This window comes from Phytobacter sp. SCO41 (genome assembly GCF_003073275.1).
GTDB classification, from domain to species: Bacteria; Pseudomonadota; Gammaproteobacteria; order Enterobacterales; family Enterobacteriaceae; genus Phytobacter; species Phytobacter diazotrophicus.
Genome location: NZ_CP027225.1, coordinates 2,968,934 through 2,984,537 on the forward strand (window position 1 = coordinate 2,968,934; position 15,604 = coordinate 2,984,537).

The following is a 15,604-nucleotide window of genomic DNA, read 5'->3' on the forward strand; positions in this document are numbered from 1 at the left end:
TATACATTATCCCAACGCACGGGAGACTCTCTGCCAGACTGATTGAAATCGCTTTCTGTTTCAGGCATAAAGCCAACACGATTTAAAAACGGGTTGAGACCAAGGAGTTAGCGTGCATTACCAGCCACAACGCGACCTGTTGCGAAACCACATTATTCTGGTCACCGGTGCCAGTGACGGCATCGGCAAAGAAGCGGCGCTGACTTATGCCCGCTACGGCGCGCGCGTCATCTTACTGGGGCGTAACGAAGACAAACTCCAGGCCGTTGCCGGACAGATAGCATCCGAAGGCGGCCAGGCCGCCAGCCTCTTCACACTGGACATGGCCACCTGTACACCCGATGATTGTCAGCGTCTTGCTAACGAGATAACGCAACACTACCCGAGACTGGACGGTGTGCTGCATAACGCTGGCGTGCTGGGTGATGTTTGCCCAATGAGCGAACAGCAGCCAGCCGTCTGGGATAACGTAATGCAGGTTAACGTCAACGCCACTTTCTATTTGACCCAGGCGCTCCTTCCTTTATTACTCAAAGCGGAAAGCGGCTCGCTGGTCTTCACATCGTCAAGCGTTGGCCGCCAGGGCCGTGCAAATTGGGGGGCTTATGCCGCCTCTAAATTTGCCACCGAAGGCATGATGCAAGTGCTGGCTGAGGAGTACCAAAACCGTTTACGGGTCAATTGCATCAACCCGGGCGGTACCCGGACGCAGATGCGCGCCAGCGCCTTCCCGAGCGAAGATCCGCAGAAATTAAAAACGCCAGCCGATATTATGCCGCTTTATCTATGGCTGATGGGCGATGACAGCCGTCGCAAAACAGGCATGAGCTTTGATGCTCAGCCAGGACGAAAACCGGGGATATCACAATGAGTGAAGAACGTTACCAGCAACGCCAGCAGCGGGTGAAAGATAAAGTCGATGCCCGCGTGGCGGCAGCGCAGGAAGAGCGCGGCATCATTATCGTTTTTACCGGTAATGGTAAAGGCAAAACCACCGCCGCATTTGGCACCGCCGCACGTGCCGTCGGCCACGGAAAGAAGGTTGGTGCCATTCAGTTTATTAAAGGCACCTGGCCTAATGGTGAACGTAATTTACTGGAACCGCACGGTGTCGAATTTCAGGTGATGGCAACCGGGTTCACCTGGGACACGCAAAACCGCGAGAGCGACACCGCCGCCTGCCTTGAGGTATGGACACATGCGCAACGTATGCTGGCGGACGAATCGCTGGATATGGTGGTGCTCGACGAGTTGACCTATATGGTGGCTTACGATTACCTGCCGCTGGAAACCGTTCTTGATGCGCTGGAAAAGCGCCCGGCAAACCAGACGGTGATCATCACCGGTCGCGGCTGTCACCGCGATATCCTGGAGATTGCCGATACGGTCAGTGAACTGCGCCCGGTAAAACATGCTTTCGAAGCGGGCGTCAAGGCACAGATTGGTATCGACTATTAAGACACCGCTGGCAGCAGCGTAGCAATGCGGCACTGCTGCCAAGCCAATGATTTGTTCAACCATCACACTCGCCCACACATGTGACAGCGTCACGCTTTTCCAGCGCAGTATGGCGGAAATTATAATATGCGGGAACGAGAGGACGTTTCCGGCAAGGTAACCGGAAACGTCAGGAAATTAGCCGTTGCTGTTACGCCCACCGGAACGACGGCTACCCGGTGCCTGACGATTGCCTGACACCTGGCTGTGGCGTTTCACCGCACGACGAATCTGATTGGCTTTCATGCGGCGACGATCTTTTTCGACCGCCACTTTTGATGCGGTTTCCGGCGGCAACCCTACCAGCTCGCGCAGGTAGTTGGTTTGGGCCAGATCCAGTTCGGTATAACCACCGCGCGGCAATCCTTTCGGCAGTGGAATGTCGCCGTAACGCACACGAATAAGACGGCTAACCTGCACGCCAACCGCTTCCCACAGGCGACGCACCTCGCGGTTACGCCCTTCGGTCAGGGTCACGTTATACCACTGGTTGATCCCTTCACCACCGCTAAATTTAATGGTTTTGAATGCTGCCGGACCATCTTCCAGTTGAACGCCACGTGACAGTTCACGCACCTTGGCCTCTTCAATCTGGCCGAATACACGCACCGCGTATTCACGTTCCACTTCACGGCTTGGGTGCATAAGGCGATTCGCCAGTTCACCGTCGGTGGTGAACAGCAGCAGACCACAGGTGTTGACGTCAAGACGTCCAACCGCAATCCAACGAGCGCCGCGCAGTTTTGGCAGACGATCAAAAACGGTCGGACGGCCTTCCGGATCGTTACGCGTGCACAGCTCACCTTCTGGTTTGTAATACGCCAGCACGCGGCAGATTTGTTCAGCGGACTCTTTTATCGAGATAAGATGACCGTCGATGCGAATTTTCAGCGCCTGGTTCACTTCAACGCGATCGCCCAGCGTGGCAATCTTGCCGTCTACGCTGACGCGGCCTGCTTCGATGATGGTTTCGATTTCACGGCGGGAGCCGTGGCCAGCTCGCGCCAGCACTTTCTGTAACTTTTCGCTCATAGAGCTTCCTCGGGTGTCGCCTTCACAGGCGTCGAATAAGGTCATCAGGCCACTGCGGCGCCTGTGAAATGGCCGCGTAGTATAGCGGCTTGCTTCATTATAGGAAAGGTTTAACGTCGCCGACGCCTTCACGAATAACAACCGGGGCATCGTCGGTAAGATCGACCACCGTTGTCGGTTGTTGCCCCAGATAGCCGCCATGGATAATCAAATCCACCAGCTTTTCCAGACGGTCTTTAATTTCATCCGGATCGGACTCGGTAAATTCGCTGCCAGGTAGCATCAGCGAGGTAGAGAGCATCGGCTCGCCAAGGGTATCGAGTAACGCCAGCGCAATTGGATTCGCCGGGACACGCAGACCGATGGTTTTACGTTTTTCCTGTAACAGGCGACGCGGCACCTCTTTCGTTCCTTTCAGGATAAAGGTGTAGTTACCTGGGGTGTTATTTTTGATCAGACGAAAAGCCACATTATCGACGAACGCATAGGTCGATAGCTCAGACAAATCGCGGCACATCAGGGTAAAGTTGTGGCCATCCGGCAATTGACGGATACGGCAAATACGCTCCATCGCCCCTTTGTCTTCAATTTTACAGCCTAACGCATAGCCGGAATCGGTAGGGTAAACAATCACCCCGCCTTTACGGACAATCTCAACGGCCTGGGTAATCAGACGCGGTTGAGGATTTTCCGGATGAATATAAAAAAACTGACTCATACTTCCCTCTCTTCACTGTTTTGCGGCTGCTCCCATTTGCACCAGACGCCCTCAACATCAGCCGGTAGCCAAAGCTTGCGCCCCAACTCAATCCATGGACATGGCTGATGGAAATCCGATCCCTGCGAGGCCAGTAAACCAAACTGGCGGGCATACTCGGCGAGTTGTTTACGCTCATTGGGAGCCTGCTGGCATTGGGCAACTTCCATCGCCTCTCCGCCGCTTTGGGCAAAATGCGCCAGCAGTCTTTTCAACCATTTAGCGGAGAGATCATATCGACCCGGATGGGCCAGGACTGCCGTTCCGCCAGAATGATGAATCACTTCAATAGCTTGTTCTATTGTACACCACTGCGGTGGAACATATCCGGTTTTCCCGCGCGCAAGATACCTTTTGAATACATCGGCCATATTGGTGGCTTTGCCGCACTCCACCAGGAAGCGGGCAAAATGGCCACGCGTGACGGCAGCCCCCTGCGCCAGTCGCTGCGCGCCCTCCCATGCGCCCGGAATATGCGCCTTTTCCAGCCGCTCGGCAATCAGTCTGCCGCGCTGCTGGCGTCGTTCATGCTGATCCTGTAAAAAAGTACACAGCGTCGGGTTTTCGATATCCATATTCAGCCCCACGATGTGGATCTCGTGGTTTTCCCAGACGGTGGAAATCTCCACACCGCTAATGAGTTTGAGTGCCAGCCCGGCACGTTCAATTTCTTCACGCGCAGCGGGAATGGCGGCGGTAGTGTCATGATCGGTAATCGCCAGGGTCCCTACGCGCATTGCAACCGCACGGTGGACCAGTTCTTGTGGTGTCAGGACGCCATCGGAGGCAATAGTGTGGCTGTGCAGGTCATAAATCACTGCGTAATTCGTGTCGCTCAAAAGCGGCTCCCGTGGCCGATAAAACAATAACTGTGCCCTATCATAACGTTCTGCGGCGATTTTCTGAAATCGAGGGTTGACTTTCCTCGCTCGAACCAGTTAACTAGTACGCAAGTTCACTCCACGAGGTATCACTGATGAATATGCATATTTCCGTAAACCGCTGGTGGCGCACTCCCTGACATTGGGCAGTGTTTCACGTGCGTATTCAGCACACCGATACCCGGCCCGCCAACTGAGCGGGCTTTTTTTTGAACACATTTATGAGAGCAACTATGCAAACGCAAAAACCGACACTCGAATTGCTCACTAGCAACGCGCTGTACCGGGAGAACCCGACCGCGTTATTCCATCAACTGTGTGGTGCACGTCCGGCAACCTTGTTGCTGGAATCCGCCGACATCGACAGCAAAAACGATTTAAAAAGCCTGCTGCTGGTGGATAGCGCGCTGCGCATTACCGCGCTGGGTGACACTGTCACTATTGAGGCGTTAACGCAAAACGGCGCGTCTCTGTTATCGCTGCTGGATGCCGCGCTTCCGGCTGGTGTAGAAAACACCGTCCGGGCAGATGCTCGCGTCTTACGTTTTCCGCCCGTCAGCACCCTGCTCGACGAAGACGCACGCCTGTGTTCACTCTCTGTTTTCGATGCCTTCCGTCTGTTACAGGGGCTGGTCGATGTCCCTGCCGATGAGCGCGAAGCCATGTTCTTCGGCGGCCTGTTTGCCTACGACCTGGTGGCCGGATTCGAAGATTTACCCGCGCTGCGCCATGACCGTCGCTGCCCGGACTACTGCTTTTATCTGGCAGAAACCTTACTGGTGATCGACCATCAGAAGCGTCACACCCGCATTCAGGTGAGCCTGTTTTCCGCCGATGCTGACGAAAAAGCGCGACTGACTCAACGAATTGAAACCCTGCATGAACAATTAAATGTGCCGCCAGGGCCATTGCCGGTTGAATCTGTCAGCGATATGCGCTGCGAATGCAACCAGAGCGATGAGGAGTACGGTGCGGTTGTGCGTCAGATGCAAAAAGCGATTCGTGCCGGTGAGATTTTTCAGGTCGTGCCGTCTCGTCGTTTTACCCTGCCGTGCCCGTCACCGCTGGCCGCCTATGAAGTGCTGAAAAAGAGCAACCCAAGCCCGTACATGTTCTTTATGCAGGACAATGACTTCGCCCTGTTTGGCGCCTCGCCGGAAAGCTCTCTCAAATATGACGCCACCTCACGCCAGATCGAAATCTACCCGATCGCCGGGACTCGCCCACGCGGACGTCGCGCCGACGGTTCCCTGGATCGTGACCTGGACAGCCGTATTGAACTCGAAATGCGTACCGACCATAAAGAGCTTTCCGAGCATCTGATGCTGGTTGACCTCGCGCGTAACGATCTGGCACGCATTTGTACTCCAGGCAGTCGCTATGTGGCAGATCTGACCAAAGTCGACCGCTACTCCTTCGTAATGCATCTGGTTTCGCGTGTGGTCGGTGAACTGCGACAGGACCTGGACGTGCTCCACGCCTATCGCGCTTGTATGAACATGGGCACGCTCAGTGGGGCCCCAAAAGTACGCGCCATGCAGCTTATTGCCGATGCAGAAGGCTCCCGCCGTGGCAGTTACGGCGGCGCGGTGGGCTATTTCACCGCCCACGGTGACCTGGATACCTGCATCGTGATTCGTTCTGCCTGGGTTGAAGACGGTGTCGCCACCGTTCAGGCAGGCGCTGGCGTGGTACTGGATTCAGTACCGCAATCAGAAGCCGATGAAACACGTAATAAAGCCCGCGCGGTTCTGCGCGCCATTGCTAAAGCGCATAACGCTCAGGAGACATTCTGATGGCTGACATTCTGCTGCTCGATAATATCGACTCATTTACCTATAACCTGGCGGATCAGTTGCGCGCCAGCGGGCATAACGTGGTGATTTACCGTAACCATGTTCCGGCACAAACCCTGATTGACCGCCTGGCGACCATGAAAAACCCGGTGCTGATGCTCTCGCCAGGGCCAGGGGCGCCGTCAGAAGCAGGCTGCATGCCTGAGTTGCTGACCCGCATGCGCGGCAAATTGCCGATTATCGGCATCTGTCTGGGACATCAGGCAATTGTAGAAGCCTATGGCGGCTATGTCGGTCAGGCAGGCGAAATCCTGCACGGTAAAGCCTCAAGCATTGAACATGACGGTCAGGCCATGTTTGCCGGGCTGGCGAACCCGCTGCCGGTGGCGCGCTACCATTCACTGGTGGGCAGCAACATTCCAGCAGGGTTAACCATCAACGCGCATTTTAATGGCATGGTGATGGCCGTGCGTCATGATGCGGATCGCGTGTGTGGCTTCCAGTTCCATCCGGAATCCATTCTGACTTCGCAAGGCGCCCGCTTGCTGGAACAAACCCTGGCCTGGGCGCTGCAGAAACTGGAGCAGACCAATACCCTGCAACCAGTACTGGAAAAACTGTATCAGGCGCAAACCCTGAGCCAACAGGAAAGCCACCAGCTTTTCTCTGCCGTGGTGCGCGGCGAGCTGAAGCCTGAACAACTGGCCGCAGCGCTGGTCAGTATGAAAGTGCGTGGTGAGCACCCCAATGAAATCGCCGGGGCGGCCACCGCGTTACTGGAAAATGCCGCGCCGTTCCCACGCCCGGACTATCCGTTTGCCGATATCGTGGGCACCGGTGGCGACGGCAGCAACAGTATCAATATTTCCACCGCCAGCGCTTTTGTGGCGGCGGCCTGCGGGCTTAAGGTTGCCAAACACGGTAACCGCAGCGTTTCCAGCCGTTCCGGCTCATCCGATTTACTGGCAGCTTTCGGCATTAATCTGGATATGAATGCGGATAAATCCCGCACTGCGCTGGATGAACTGGGGGTCTGTTTCTTATTTGCACCGAAGTATCACACCGGGTTCCGTCACGCGATGCCGGTGCGCCAGCAGCTTAAAACGCGCACCTTGTTTAACGTCCTGGGGCCATTGATTAACCCGGCGCACCCGCCGCTGGCGTTGATCGGTGTTTACAGCCCGGAACTGGTGTTACCCATTGCCGAAACCCTGCGTGTTCTGGGCTATCAACGTGCGGCCGTTGTGCACAGCGGTGGGATGGATGAGGTGTCACTGCATGCCCCGACGGTGGTGGCTGAATTGCGTGACGGCGAGATCAAAAGCTACCAGCTTACCGCTGCTGATTTCGGTCTGACGCCCTATCACCAGGAGCAACTGGCAGGCGGCACACCGGAAGAAAACCGTGACATTCTGACACGCTTACTACAAGGTAAAGGTGAAGCCGCCCATGAGGCCGCCGTCGCTGCAAATGTCGCCATGTTGATGCGTTTACATGGTGAAGAGGATTTGCAAGCTAACGCACAAAAAGTTATGCAGGTGCTGCACAGCGGCGCCGCCTATGACAAAGTCACCGCACTTGCGGCAAGAGGGTAAAGAATGCAAACCGTATTAGCAAAAATCGTCGCGGATAAGGCGATTTGGGTAGCCGCCCGCAAGGAGCAGCAGCCGCTGGCCAGTTTTCAGAATGACGTGGTGCCGAGCACTCGTCGCTTCTACGACGCCCTGCAGGGTACGCGCACCGCGTTTATCCTGGAATGCAAAAAAGCATCCCCGTCAAAAGGGGTGATTCGCGATGATTTCGACCCGGCGCGAATCGCCGGGGTTTACAAACGCCATGCGTCGGCCATCTCCGTACTGACCGACGAGAAATATTTCCAGGGCAGTTTTGATTTCCTGCCTGTTGTCAGCCAGATCGCGCATCAGCCGATTCTGTGTAAAGACTTCATTATCGACCCTTACCAGATTTATCTGGCGCGCTTTTACCAGGCCGATGCCTGCCTGCTGATGCTCTCGGTACTGGATGATGAGCAATACCGCCAGCTCTCTGCCGTCGCCCACAGCCTGAGCATGGGTGTACTGACCGAAGTCAGCAATGAAGAAGAGCTGGAACGCGCTATCGCGCTTGGGGCAAAAGTGGTCGGCATCAATAACCGCGACCTACGCGATCTGTCCATCGATCTGAATCGTACACGTCAGTTGGCTCCGCGCCTGGGCGCAGGGGTAACGGTTATCAGCGAATCAGGGATTAACACTTACGCCCAGGTGCGTGAACTGAGCCATTTCGCTAATGGTTTCCTGATTGGCTCCGCGCTGATGTCTCATGACGATCTGGACGCCGCCGTTAAACGCGTCTTGCTTGGCGAAAATAAAGTCTGCGGCCTGACCCGCCCGCAAGATGCGCTGGTCGCTTATGAAGCGGGAGCGATTTATGGCGGTCTGATTTTCGTCGCCTCTTCCCCCCGTGCCGTCAACGTCGCCCAGGCCCGCACGGTTATGGCGGGCGCACCGCTCCAGTACGTTGGTGTGTTCCGTAATGCGCCGGTCGAAACCGTGTCGGCCAACGTGGAGCAACTGGGGTTAGTCGCCGTACAGTTACACGGCAGTGAAGACCAGCACTATATCGACACACTGCGTAAGCAGTTACCGGATAGCGTACAAATCTGGAAGGCGCTGAGCGTGGGCGACACCCTGCCGGCCCGCGACCTGAACCATGTCGATAAGTATGTGTTTGATAACGGCCAGGGCGGTAGCGGTAAGCGTTTTGACTGGAGCCTGCTGTCAGGGCAAACGCTGGACAACGTACTGCTGGCAGGCGGACTTGGCGCAGATAACTGCGTGGAGGCGGCCAAAACCGGCTGTGCCGGACTCGATTTCAATTCAGGCGTAGAGTCTGAACCCGGGAAAAAAGACGCCGATAAAGTGGCCTCGGTATTCCGAACTTTACGCGCTTATTAAGGAAGAAAACCATGACGACATTATTAAACCCGTATTTTGGTGAGTTTGGTGGCATGTATGTGCCGCAAATCCTGATGCCTGCACTGCGTCAGCTGGAAGAAGCCTTTGTCAGCGCGCAAAAAGATCCTGAATTTCAGGCGCAATTCACCGATTTACTGAAAAACTACGCCGGTCGCCCGACCGCACTGACCAAATGCCAGAACATTACCGCAGGGACGAATACCACCCTGTACCTGAAGCGTGAGGATTTACTGCACGGCGGCGCACACAAAACCAACCAGGTATTAGGACAGGCGCTGCTGGCCAAACGGATGGGTAAAACAGAAATCATCGCCGAAACCGGTGCCGGGCAACACGGTGTGGCATCGGCGCTCGCCAGCGCCCTGCTCGGCCTGAAATGCCGCATCTACATGGGCGCGAAAGATGTGGAGCGTCAGTCACCAAACGTCTTCCGTATGCGCTTAATGGGCGCAGAGGTGATCCCGGTACACAGCGGCTCCGCCACCCTGAAAGATGCCTGTAATGAAGCGCTTCGCGACTGGTCTGGCAGCTACGATACCGCGCACTACATGCTCGGTACCGCCGCAGGCCCGCACCCCTTCCCGACCATTGTGCGTGAATTCCAGCGGATGATCGGTGAAGAGACCAAAGTGCAGATCCTCGAAAAAGAAGGCCGCCTGCCGGATGCCGTCATCGCCTGCGTGGGCGGCGGCTCCAATGCGATCGGCATGTTTGCCGATTTCATTGAAGAGACCAGTGTTGGCCTTATTGGGGTCGAACCTGCCGGACACGGTATCGAAACCGGTGAACACGGCGCGCCGCTTAAGCATGGCCGCGTGGGGATCTATTTCGGAATGAAATCCCCAATGATGCAGACCGATGAAGGCCAGATCGAGGAGTCGTACTCTATCTCTGCGGGGCTGGATTTCCCGTCCGTGGGGCCACAGCACGCTTATCTGAACAGCACCGGTCGTGCGGATTATGTCTCTATTACCGATGACGAAGCACTCGAAGCCTTTAAGACGCTGTGCCGCCACGAAGGGATTATTCCGGCACTCGAATCCTCCCACGCCCTGGCCCATGCGCTGAAAATGATGCGTGAGAACCCGGAAAAAGAGCAACTGCTGGTGGTTAACCTGTCTGGCCGTGGAGATAAAGATATCTTCACCGTACACGATATTTTGAAAGCGCGAGGGGAAATCTGATGGAACGCTACGAGACACTTTTTAAACAATTGAAGGAACGCAAGGAAGGCGCATTTGTTCCCTTTGTCACACTGGGCGATCCCTCACCTGAGCAATCACTGAAAATCATCGATACGCTGATTGAAGCTGGCGCCGATGCACTGGAATTAGGGATCCCGTTTTCAGACCCTCTGGCAGATGGCCCGACCATTCAAAACGCCACGCTGCGCGCCTTTGCCGCAGGCGTCACGCCGAGCCAGTGTTTTGAAATGCTGGCCGCGATTCGCCAGAAACATCCGACGATCCCGATTGGCCTGCTGATGTACGCCAACCTCGTCTTTAGCCGCGGTATAGATGAGTTCTATGCCCAGTGCGAGAAAGCGGGTGTCGACTCAGTGCTGGTCGCCGATGTGCCAGTGGAGGAGTCTGCGCCGTTCCGTCAGGCCGCGCTGCGGCATAATGTCGCGCCGATCTTCATCTGCCCGCCAAACGCCGATGACGAGTTGCTGCGTCAAATCGCCTCGAACGGTCGCGGTTATACCTATCTGCTCTCCCGTGCCGGGGTTACCGGGGCGGAAAACCGTGCCGCGTTGCCGCTCTACCACCTGGTCGAAAAACTGACCGAGTATCATGCTGCGCCGCCATTGCAAGGGTTTGGCATCTCTGCGCCTGACCAGGTGACCGCAGCCATTGATGCGGGCGCTGCCGGGGCAATATCAGGTTCCGCTATCGTCAAGATTATTGAGAAGAACCTTGATAAACCTGCCGTGATGCTCGAAGAACTTGGCGCATTTGTCCGGGCGATGAAAGCCGGCACTCGTCAGTAATGCCTCCTGACGCCCGGCCCACCGCCGGGCGTTTTTTTCCGCTCACTGAAACAGCGTCTGCACCTTCGGCACAGCCCCATTTCACCAATAGCACTCATTCTTTGCTGATGCGTCTGTCTTATTATTCGTTTTTCAGCGGCCTGTCGTTTCCCGTTTCTTCACCCGGTGGCTGACTGTTAACTACAACACAATCCTGACTCGCGACGGCTATAGCGGGTCAATTCTGCGTTGCCTGCATAACGCTAAGGCTTAATAATGTCGCGGATATGTGGGACACGGATGACAGTAAACAACGTAGCGTATTCATCATCCGTCAGACGCTGATGTCTTTAATGGGAAGGATGTCCATATGTTTAATAAAGCCGCATTGATAAGAGGCTGGTTTACAATTGCGACGATTTTCACCTGTTTCACCCTTGGCAGTTATATTGGCCATTACTATTTTGCCGGTTCACGTATTCCATGGCTTATAGGGGTTATTGCCGCAATAGTCATCAATTGGGGATCGTACGGTGTGCTGAAAAAACTCACCTGAATTTCTCGTTGATAAAAACTGGCCACCCTTATGCGGCCAGTTTTTTATAGTGCCTGTCAGAAGCGATAACCAGCAGCGAACATAAATACCCACGGATCGAGCCGCGTACTCACGCTTTGCTGAGCGCCTCCCGCTTTAAAGCGAACGTCCGTATCAATATCCATGTACCAGACCGAGGCATTAATCAGCCAGTTACGGTTAATTAAATAATCCACCCCTACCTGTCCTGCCGCGCCCCAGGAATTTTTCAGGCTTAAATCAGAAAGTCCAGCCGATTTACCCGTATCGTTGAATTTTTCATCAAAGAACATGGTGTAGTTGATACCCGCACCAATATACGGGCGGACTTTACTTGCGGCATCACCAAAATACCACTGTGCCATCAGCGTTGGGGGCAAGTGGTGAACGGTTGCGATATTACCGGTTGGGCCGGTCCCTACTTTATGACGAAACGGCGTCGCTGCCAGCAATTCCACGCCAACGTTGTCCGTTGCCATATACGTCATGGTCAGTCCGAGCTGGGTATTATTATCGACGTTAAAACTTCCCAGACTCCCTAACACATTATCCGATCCCTCCGTCGGCCTCACAGTCGCGGAACCGGCACGCATGAAAAATTCCCCCGCTTCATGCGCATACGCACCTGCGGAAAGACTGCTGAGGATCAATGCTGCCACGGCTAATTTATTCATATCCACTCCATGTATGTGGTTTTTCATAGGCGCCGTGAATATACCTATAAATAAGTACATCGTGATCCAATCTGGATCACATTACATTCGTTAATTTAACATTTATTGATCTGAGTTAATTTTGACTGCCAGTCCACACTTTTAGTTTTTGTATTCACATCAATTTTGCCGTTTAAACTTGCTAAAAAAATCGTCATCGTTCCCTCTTGCCGACGCGTGTTCGTGGGTCTACTTTAATGAACTCACAATTTGAATTGATGCGTAGTTATTGCAGGTGCGCCATGAGTGATCTCAACCCGTGCATGTCGTGCGGAGCCTGTTGTGCTTATTTTCGTGTCTCTTTCTACTGGGCCGAGGCGGATGACGCTGGCGGTTCCGTACCGGCTCAACTGACTGAGCCTGTCACCCCCTTTTTACGCTGTATGCGCGGAACCAATCAGAAGCGAAGCCATTGTGTCGCGCTGGAAGGCATTCCGGGTGAGTCAGCGCGTTGCCGTATTTATGAGCAACGACCATCTCCTTGCCGCGAATTTATGATGTCGGGCGAGAATGACGAGGCCAATGAGGCCTGCGATCGCGCCCGTGCGTATTACGGATTACCACCGCTTTACAAAGATATGCTTTTCCATACATCCACGGAGGCTGCCACCGATGACGCTTTCAGGGTACAATTGTGATGAATTTAACATTGCAGAACTCAAGGAGAGTGCATGTCTATCACGGCAGAATCCGTTTACCGTGACACGGGGAATTTTTTTCGTAATCAGTTTGTTACCATTTTACTGATTGCACTTCTATGTGCATTTATTACAGTGCTGTTAGGGCGCGTCTTTTCGCCCAGTGACGCCCAGCTTTCGATCCTGGGTGAAGGTGATTATCTGGCGGAAAGCACCGGGTTGTTTGACCTGGTGCGCAATATGACGCAGGAACAGCAGCAGGTATTGCTACGCTTATCAGCGGCAGCCACCTTCTCCGGTTTGATCGGGAATGCCATCCTGGCGGGCAGCACGTTGATGATGATCCGGATGATCTCGGCAGGGCAACGCGTTAGCGCGCTTCGTGCTATCGGTGCCAGTGCGCCGGTTTTGCCCGCGCTGTTTATCCTGTTCATGTTGACAACCTTTATGGTGCAAATTGGCATGATGTTCATCTTCGTACCCGGCGTATTACTGGCAATTTTGCTGGCGTTCGCACCGGTGATGATGGTTCAGGATCGCGTGGGCGTCTTCTCGGCGATGCGCGGCAGTATGCGTCTGGGCTGGAACAATATGCGTCTGGTCGCGCCTGCGGTCATCGGCTGGTTGCTGGCAAAAATCGCACTGCTGATGTTTGCACATAATTTAGCGTTTCTTACGCCGGAAGTCGGTGCGGTGGTCGCAAACACGGTGAGCAACATGATATCTGTCGCTTTGCTCATTTATCTGTTTCGCCTGTATATGCTGATACGTCAGTGATTTTTCGCCTGCGATAGCAGGCAATTTAACGGAACCGTAGAATGAAGCAGTTTCTTGATTTTCTCCCACTGGTGGTGTTTTTCGCTTTTTACAAGCTGTATGACATTTATGCAGCAACGACAGCTTTGATCATCGCTACGGCTGTTGTCCTGATTTATAGTTGGGTGCGTTACCGTAAAGTCGAAAAAATGGCGCTGATTACTTTTGTACTGGTGGCCGTTTTCGGTGGACTGACGATTTTCTTCCACAATGACGAATTCATTAAATGGAAAGTCACGGTTATCTACGCCCTGTTTGCCGGTGCCTTGCTGTTTAGCCAGTGGGTAATGAAAAAACCACTTATCCAACGCATGCTGGGTAAAGAGCTCACCCTGCCCCCGGTAGTATGGGAGCGCCTCAACCTTGCCTGGGCGCTGTTTTTCATCCTTTGTGGTCTGGCCAATATTTATATCGCCTTCTGGCTGCCACAAAATATCTGGGTGAATTTCAAAGTGTTTGGCTTAACGGCGCTGACCCTTATCTTTACCGTATTAAGCGGTGTTTATATCTATCGTCACATGCCGCAGGACGATAAACCCTGAGTGGCACATAAAAAACCGGGCACAGCCCGGTTTTTTTTCTACATATCAGCTTATCTAATTGTTTTCAGCCATAAATCCATAGTAGCATCCCGCCAGAATTCCCCCTTCTTCATTGATGAGATAACCATGTCTAACACTCAGGATGCACCGCAGGGCGAACTTGTTCTGCGCACACTGGCAATGCCGGCAGATACCAATGCGAACGGTGATATTTTTGGCGGCTGGCTGATGTCGCAGATGGATATGGGCGGTGCGATCCTTGCTAAAGAGATCGCCCACGGACGCGTCGTCACTGTCCGCGTCGATGGCATGAGTTTCCTGCGCCCTGTCGCCGTGGGCGATGTGGTGTGTTGTTATGCGCGTTGTGTGAAACGCGGTAATACGTCGGTTACCATCAACGTCGAAGTCTGGATTAAAAAGGTCGCCTCAGAACCTATTGGTCAACGTTATAAAGCCACGGAGGCACTGTTTATATATGTTGCCGTGGATAACGACGGCAAACCGCGACCGCTGCCCGTGCAGGCATAAAAAAAGCCTCCATCAGGAGGCTTCCTTGCTTAATCCATTGTCGCTCCACCGTCCATACGGAAGATAATATTAACCGTGATGCCGGTGCCCGGTTTACCCGGTTCATAACGCCATTTACGCATGGCCGTTTTCACCTCACGCTCAAACATGTTCGCCGGCTGTGCTGAAAGAATTTCCACGTTGTCGATACGGCCATCCTGTAGTACGTCAAATTTCACGCGAACACGTCCTTCAATACGTAAGGCTTGTGCACGCGGCGGATATTGAGGCTGGGTGCGGCTTAATACGCGCGGGCCTGCCGGGACCGACGGCACAGGTTTGGTGGCGATGGCTGGCGCGTTATTCATCGCCGGGCGCGGCGGAGCGTTACTTTCTACCGGTGCCGCCGGGCGGGATTCTACCGGTTTTGCTTCACGCTTAGGCTGCTCGACTTTTTTCTCCGGTTTCGGCTTCGGTTTAGGTTTTGGCTTCGGTTCAGGTTTGTGGATCACCACCGGCGCTTCTTTTGGCGGCTCGGGAACGGGCTCCGGCTCGGGTTCCGGCTCCACAACGGGTTCTGGTGGTGGCTGCACCGCCTGCGGCGGCTCCAGCTCTGCCGGTGTCACCATGGTCACCGTAATCGGCGCAGCGGGTGCCGGTAATTCAATAACCTGATGTACCGAGGCATACAAGATGGCCGCCACGACAGCGCCATGCATACCGACGGACAACAGTGTCGGCCAGGGAAAGCGACGGGGTAAATCAAGGGCCATTGAAGTCATAATCGTTTCAGTTGAAAAAGCAAAGCTAGATTCTAAATGCAAATAGCAATCATATTCAACCAGCCATCGCGTCTGACCCAGATTTTGCGCGCATACGGTTAAAAAAAGCGCACTCTGAAAGA

General features: G+C 54.2%; 17 protein-coding genes and 1 other annotated feature. Of the genes, 12 read left to right on the plus strand and 5 right to left on the minus strand.

From position 1 onward, the window contains the following. Window positions 1–112 precede the first annotated feature (112 nt). Window positions 113–871, plus strand: a complete 759-nt coding sequence (locus tag C5523_RS14370; protein WP_071194083.1) for a YciK family oxidoreductase — start codon at window positions 113–115, stop codon at window positions 869–871. Continuing rightward, window positions 868–1,458, plus strand: coding sequence for a cob(I)yrinic acid a,c-diamide adenosyltransferase (gene cobO, locus C5523_RS14375; RefSeq protein ID WP_108701378.1), 591 nt, complete (start codon window positions 868–870; stop codon window positions 1,456–1,458). Before C5523_RS14370 ends, cobO begins: the two co-directional genes overlap by 4 nt. 177 nt (window positions 1,459–1,635) lie before the next feature. On the opposite strand, the gene rluB is transcribed toward cobO, so the two are convergent. The 3 genes from rluB to rnm all read right to left on the minus strand — a co-directional run bounded on the left by rluB (window position 1,636) and on the right by rnm (window position 4,125). Beyond that, entirely contained in the window at window positions 1,636–2,529 is an 894-nt protein-coding gene (rluB, locus tag C5523_RS14380) for a 23S rRNA pseudouridine(2605) synthase RluB (protein WP_071194081.1), read from the minus strand. Between the two features lie 97 nt (window positions 2,530–2,626). Next, window positions 2,627–3,247: an L-threonylcarbamoyladenylate synthase gene (locus C5523_RS14385; protein ID WP_039076924.1), complete on the minus strand. Its 621-nt coding sequence runs from the start codon at window positions 3,245–3,247 to the stop codon at window positions 2,627–2,629. Beyond that, entirely contained in the window at window positions 3,244–4,125 is an 882-nt protein-coding gene (gene rnm, locus C5523_RS14390) for an RNase AM (protein WP_039076923.1), read from the minus strand. The genes C5523_RS14385 and rnm overlap by 4 nt, the downstream gene beginning before the upstream one ends. 158 nt (window positions 4,126–4,283) lie before the next feature. Next, window positions 4,284–4,378: a sequence feature (Trp leader region), on the plus strand. A gap of 22 nt (window positions 4,379–4,400) precedes the next feature. Here rnm and C5523_RS14395 point away from each other — a divergent pair. The 6 genes from C5523_RS14395 to C5523_RS14420 all read left to right on the plus strand — a co-directional run bounded on the left by C5523_RS14395 (window position 4,401) and on the right by C5523_RS14420 (window position 11,466). Next, on the plus strand, window positions 4,401–5,963 hold the full coding sequence (locus tag C5523_RS14395; RefSeq protein WP_108701379.1) for an anthranilate synthase component 1: 1,563 nt from the start codon (window positions 4,401–4,403) through the stop codon (window positions 5,961–5,963). Further along, window positions 5,963–7,558 (plus strand): bifunctional anthranilate synthase glutamate amidotransferase component TrpG/anthranilate phosphoribosyltransferase TrpD, encoded by a 1,596-nt coding sequence (trpD, locus tag C5523_RS14400; protein ID WP_039076921.1) that lies wholly within the window; start codon window positions 5,963–5,965, stop codon window positions 7,556–7,558. The genes C5523_RS14395 and trpD overlap by 1 nt, the downstream gene beginning before the upstream one ends. A gap of 3 nt (window positions 7,559–7,561) precedes the next feature. After that, window positions 7,562–8,920 carry a bifunctional indole-3-glycerol-phosphate synthase TrpC/phosphoribosylanthranilate isomerase TrpF gene (trpCF, locus tag C5523_RS14405; RefSeq protein ID WP_108701380.1) on the plus strand — a complete coding sequence of 453 codons (1,359 nt, stop codon included), beginning with the start codon at window positions 7,562–7,564 and terminating at the stop codon, window positions 8,918–8,920. An 11-nt stretch (window positions 8,921–8,931) separates the two neighbouring features. Further along, the gene (gene trpB, locus C5523_RS14410; RefSeq protein ID WP_079497527.1) at window positions 8,932–10,125 is read left to right on the plus strand and encodes a tryptophan synthase subunit beta; all 1,194 of its coding nucleotides are present in this window, start codon (window positions 8,932–8,934) and stop codon (window positions 10,123–10,125) included. Then, entirely contained in the window at window positions 10,125–10,931 is an 807-nt protein-coding gene (trpA, locus tag C5523_RS14415) for a tryptophan synthase subunit alpha (protein WP_108701381.1), read from the plus strand. The genes trpB and trpA overlap by 1 nt, the downstream gene beginning before the upstream one ends. A 349-nt stretch (window positions 10,932–11,280) precedes the next feature. Then, complete coding sequence (locus tag C5523_RS14420) at window positions 11,281–11,466, plus strand: hypothetical protein (RefSeq protein WP_071194076.1); 186 nt, start codon at window positions 11,281–11,283, stop codon at window positions 11,464–11,466. A 56-nt stretch (window positions 11,467–11,522) separates the two neighbouring features. On the opposite strand, the gene ompW is transcribed toward C5523_RS14420, so the two are convergent. Next, window positions 11,523–12,158 carry an outer membrane protein OmpW gene (gene ompW, locus C5523_RS14425; protein WP_039076916.1) on the minus strand — a complete coding sequence of 212 codons (636 nt, stop codon included), beginning with the start codon at window positions 12,156–12,158 and terminating at the stop codon, window positions 11,523–11,525. A gap of 281 nt (window positions 12,159–12,439) precedes the next feature. Here ompW and C5523_RS14430 point away from each other — a divergent pair, with 281 nt between their 5' ends. The 4 genes from C5523_RS14430 (at window position 12,440) to yciA (ending at window position 14,721) form a co-directional block, all read left to right on the plus strand. Next, window positions 12,440–12,835: a YkgJ family cysteine cluster protein gene (locus C5523_RS14430; protein WP_039076915.1), complete on the plus strand. Its 396-nt coding sequence runs from the start codon at window positions 12,440–12,442 to the stop codon at window positions 12,833–12,835. 33 nt (window positions 12,836–12,868) lie between these two features. After that, entirely contained in the window at window positions 12,869–13,612 is a 744-nt protein-coding gene (locus tag C5523_RS14435; protein ID WP_108701382.1) for a YciC family protein, read from the plus strand. 41 nt (window positions 13,613–13,653) lie between these two features. Further along, window positions 13,654–14,193: a septation protein A gene (locus C5523_RS14440; RefSeq protein ID WP_039076913.1), complete on the plus strand. Its 540-nt coding sequence runs from the start codon at window positions 13,654–13,656 to the stop codon at window positions 14,191–14,193. 126 nt (window positions 14,194–14,319) lie between these two features. Continuing rightward, entirely contained in the window at window positions 14,320–14,721 is a 402-nt protein-coding gene (gene yciA / locus C5523_RS14445) for an acyl-CoA thioester hydrolase YciA (protein WP_107224635.1), read from the plus strand. 29 nt (window positions 14,722–14,750) lie between these two features. Here the strand turns inward: yciA and tonB are convergent, their stop codons facing one another. After that, complete coding sequence (gene tonB, locus C5523_RS14450; protein WP_108702327.1) at window positions 14,751–15,482, minus strand: TonB system transport protein TonB; 732 nt, start codon at window positions 15,480–15,482, stop codon at window positions 14,751–14,753. Window positions 15,483–15,604: the final 122 nt, after the last annotated feature.

Coding starts and splice junctions, on each gene's coding strand:
- cobO (WP_108701378.1), top strand. CDS start 868: ATGAGTGAAGAACGTTACCAGCAACGCCAGCAGCGGGTGAAAGATAAA.
- rluB (WP_071194081.1), bottom strand. CDS start 2,529: ATGAGCGAAAAGTTACAGAAAGTGCTGGCGCGAGCTGGCCACGGCTCC.
- C5523_RS14385 (WP_039076924.1), bottom strand. CDS start 3,247: ATGAGTCAGTTTTTTTATATTCATCCGGAAAATCCTCAACCGCGTCTG.
- C5523_RS14395 (WP_108701379.1), top strand. CDS start 4,401: ATGCAAACGCAAAAACCGACACTCGAATTGCTCACTAGCAACGCGCTG.
- trpD (WP_039076921.1), top strand. CDS start 5,963: ATGGCTGACATTCTGCTGCTCGATAATATCGACTCATTTACCTATAAC.
- trpCF (WP_108701380.1), top strand. CDS start 7,562: ATGCAAACCGTATTAGCAAAAATCGTCGCGGATAAGGCGATTTGGGTA.
- trpB (WP_079497527.1), top strand. CDS start 8,932: ATGACGACATTATTAAACCCGTATTTTGGTGAGTTTGGTGGCATGTAT.
- trpA (WP_108701381.1), top strand. CDS start 10,125: ATGGAACGCTACGAGACACTTTTTAAACAATTGAAGGAACGCAAGGAA.
- C5523_RS14420 (WP_071194076.1), top strand. CDS start 11,281: ATGTTTAATAAAGCCGCATTGATAAGAGGCTGGTTTACAATTGCGACG.
- ompW (WP_039076916.1), bottom strand. CDS start 12,158: ATGAATAAATTAGCCGTGGCAGCATTGATCCTCAGCAGTCTTTCCGCA.
- C5523_RS14430 (WP_039076915.1), top strand. CDS start 12,440: ATGAGTGATCTCAACCCGTGCATGTCGTGCGGAGCCTGTTGTGCTTAT.
- C5523_RS14435 (WP_108701382.1), top strand. CDS start 12,869: ATGTCTATCACGGCAGAATCCGTTTACCGTGACACGGGGAATTTTTTT.
- C5523_RS14440 (WP_039076913.1), top strand. CDS start 13,654: ATGAAGCAGTTTCTTGATTTTCTCCCACTGGTGGTGTTTTTCGCTTTT.
- yciA (WP_107224635.1), top strand. CDS start 14,320: ATGTCTAACACTCAGGATGCACCGCAGGGCGAACTTGTTCTGCGCACA.
- tonB (WP_108702327.1), bottom strand. CDS start 15,482: ATGACTTCAATGGCCCTTGATTTACCCCGTCGCTTTCCCTGGCCGACA.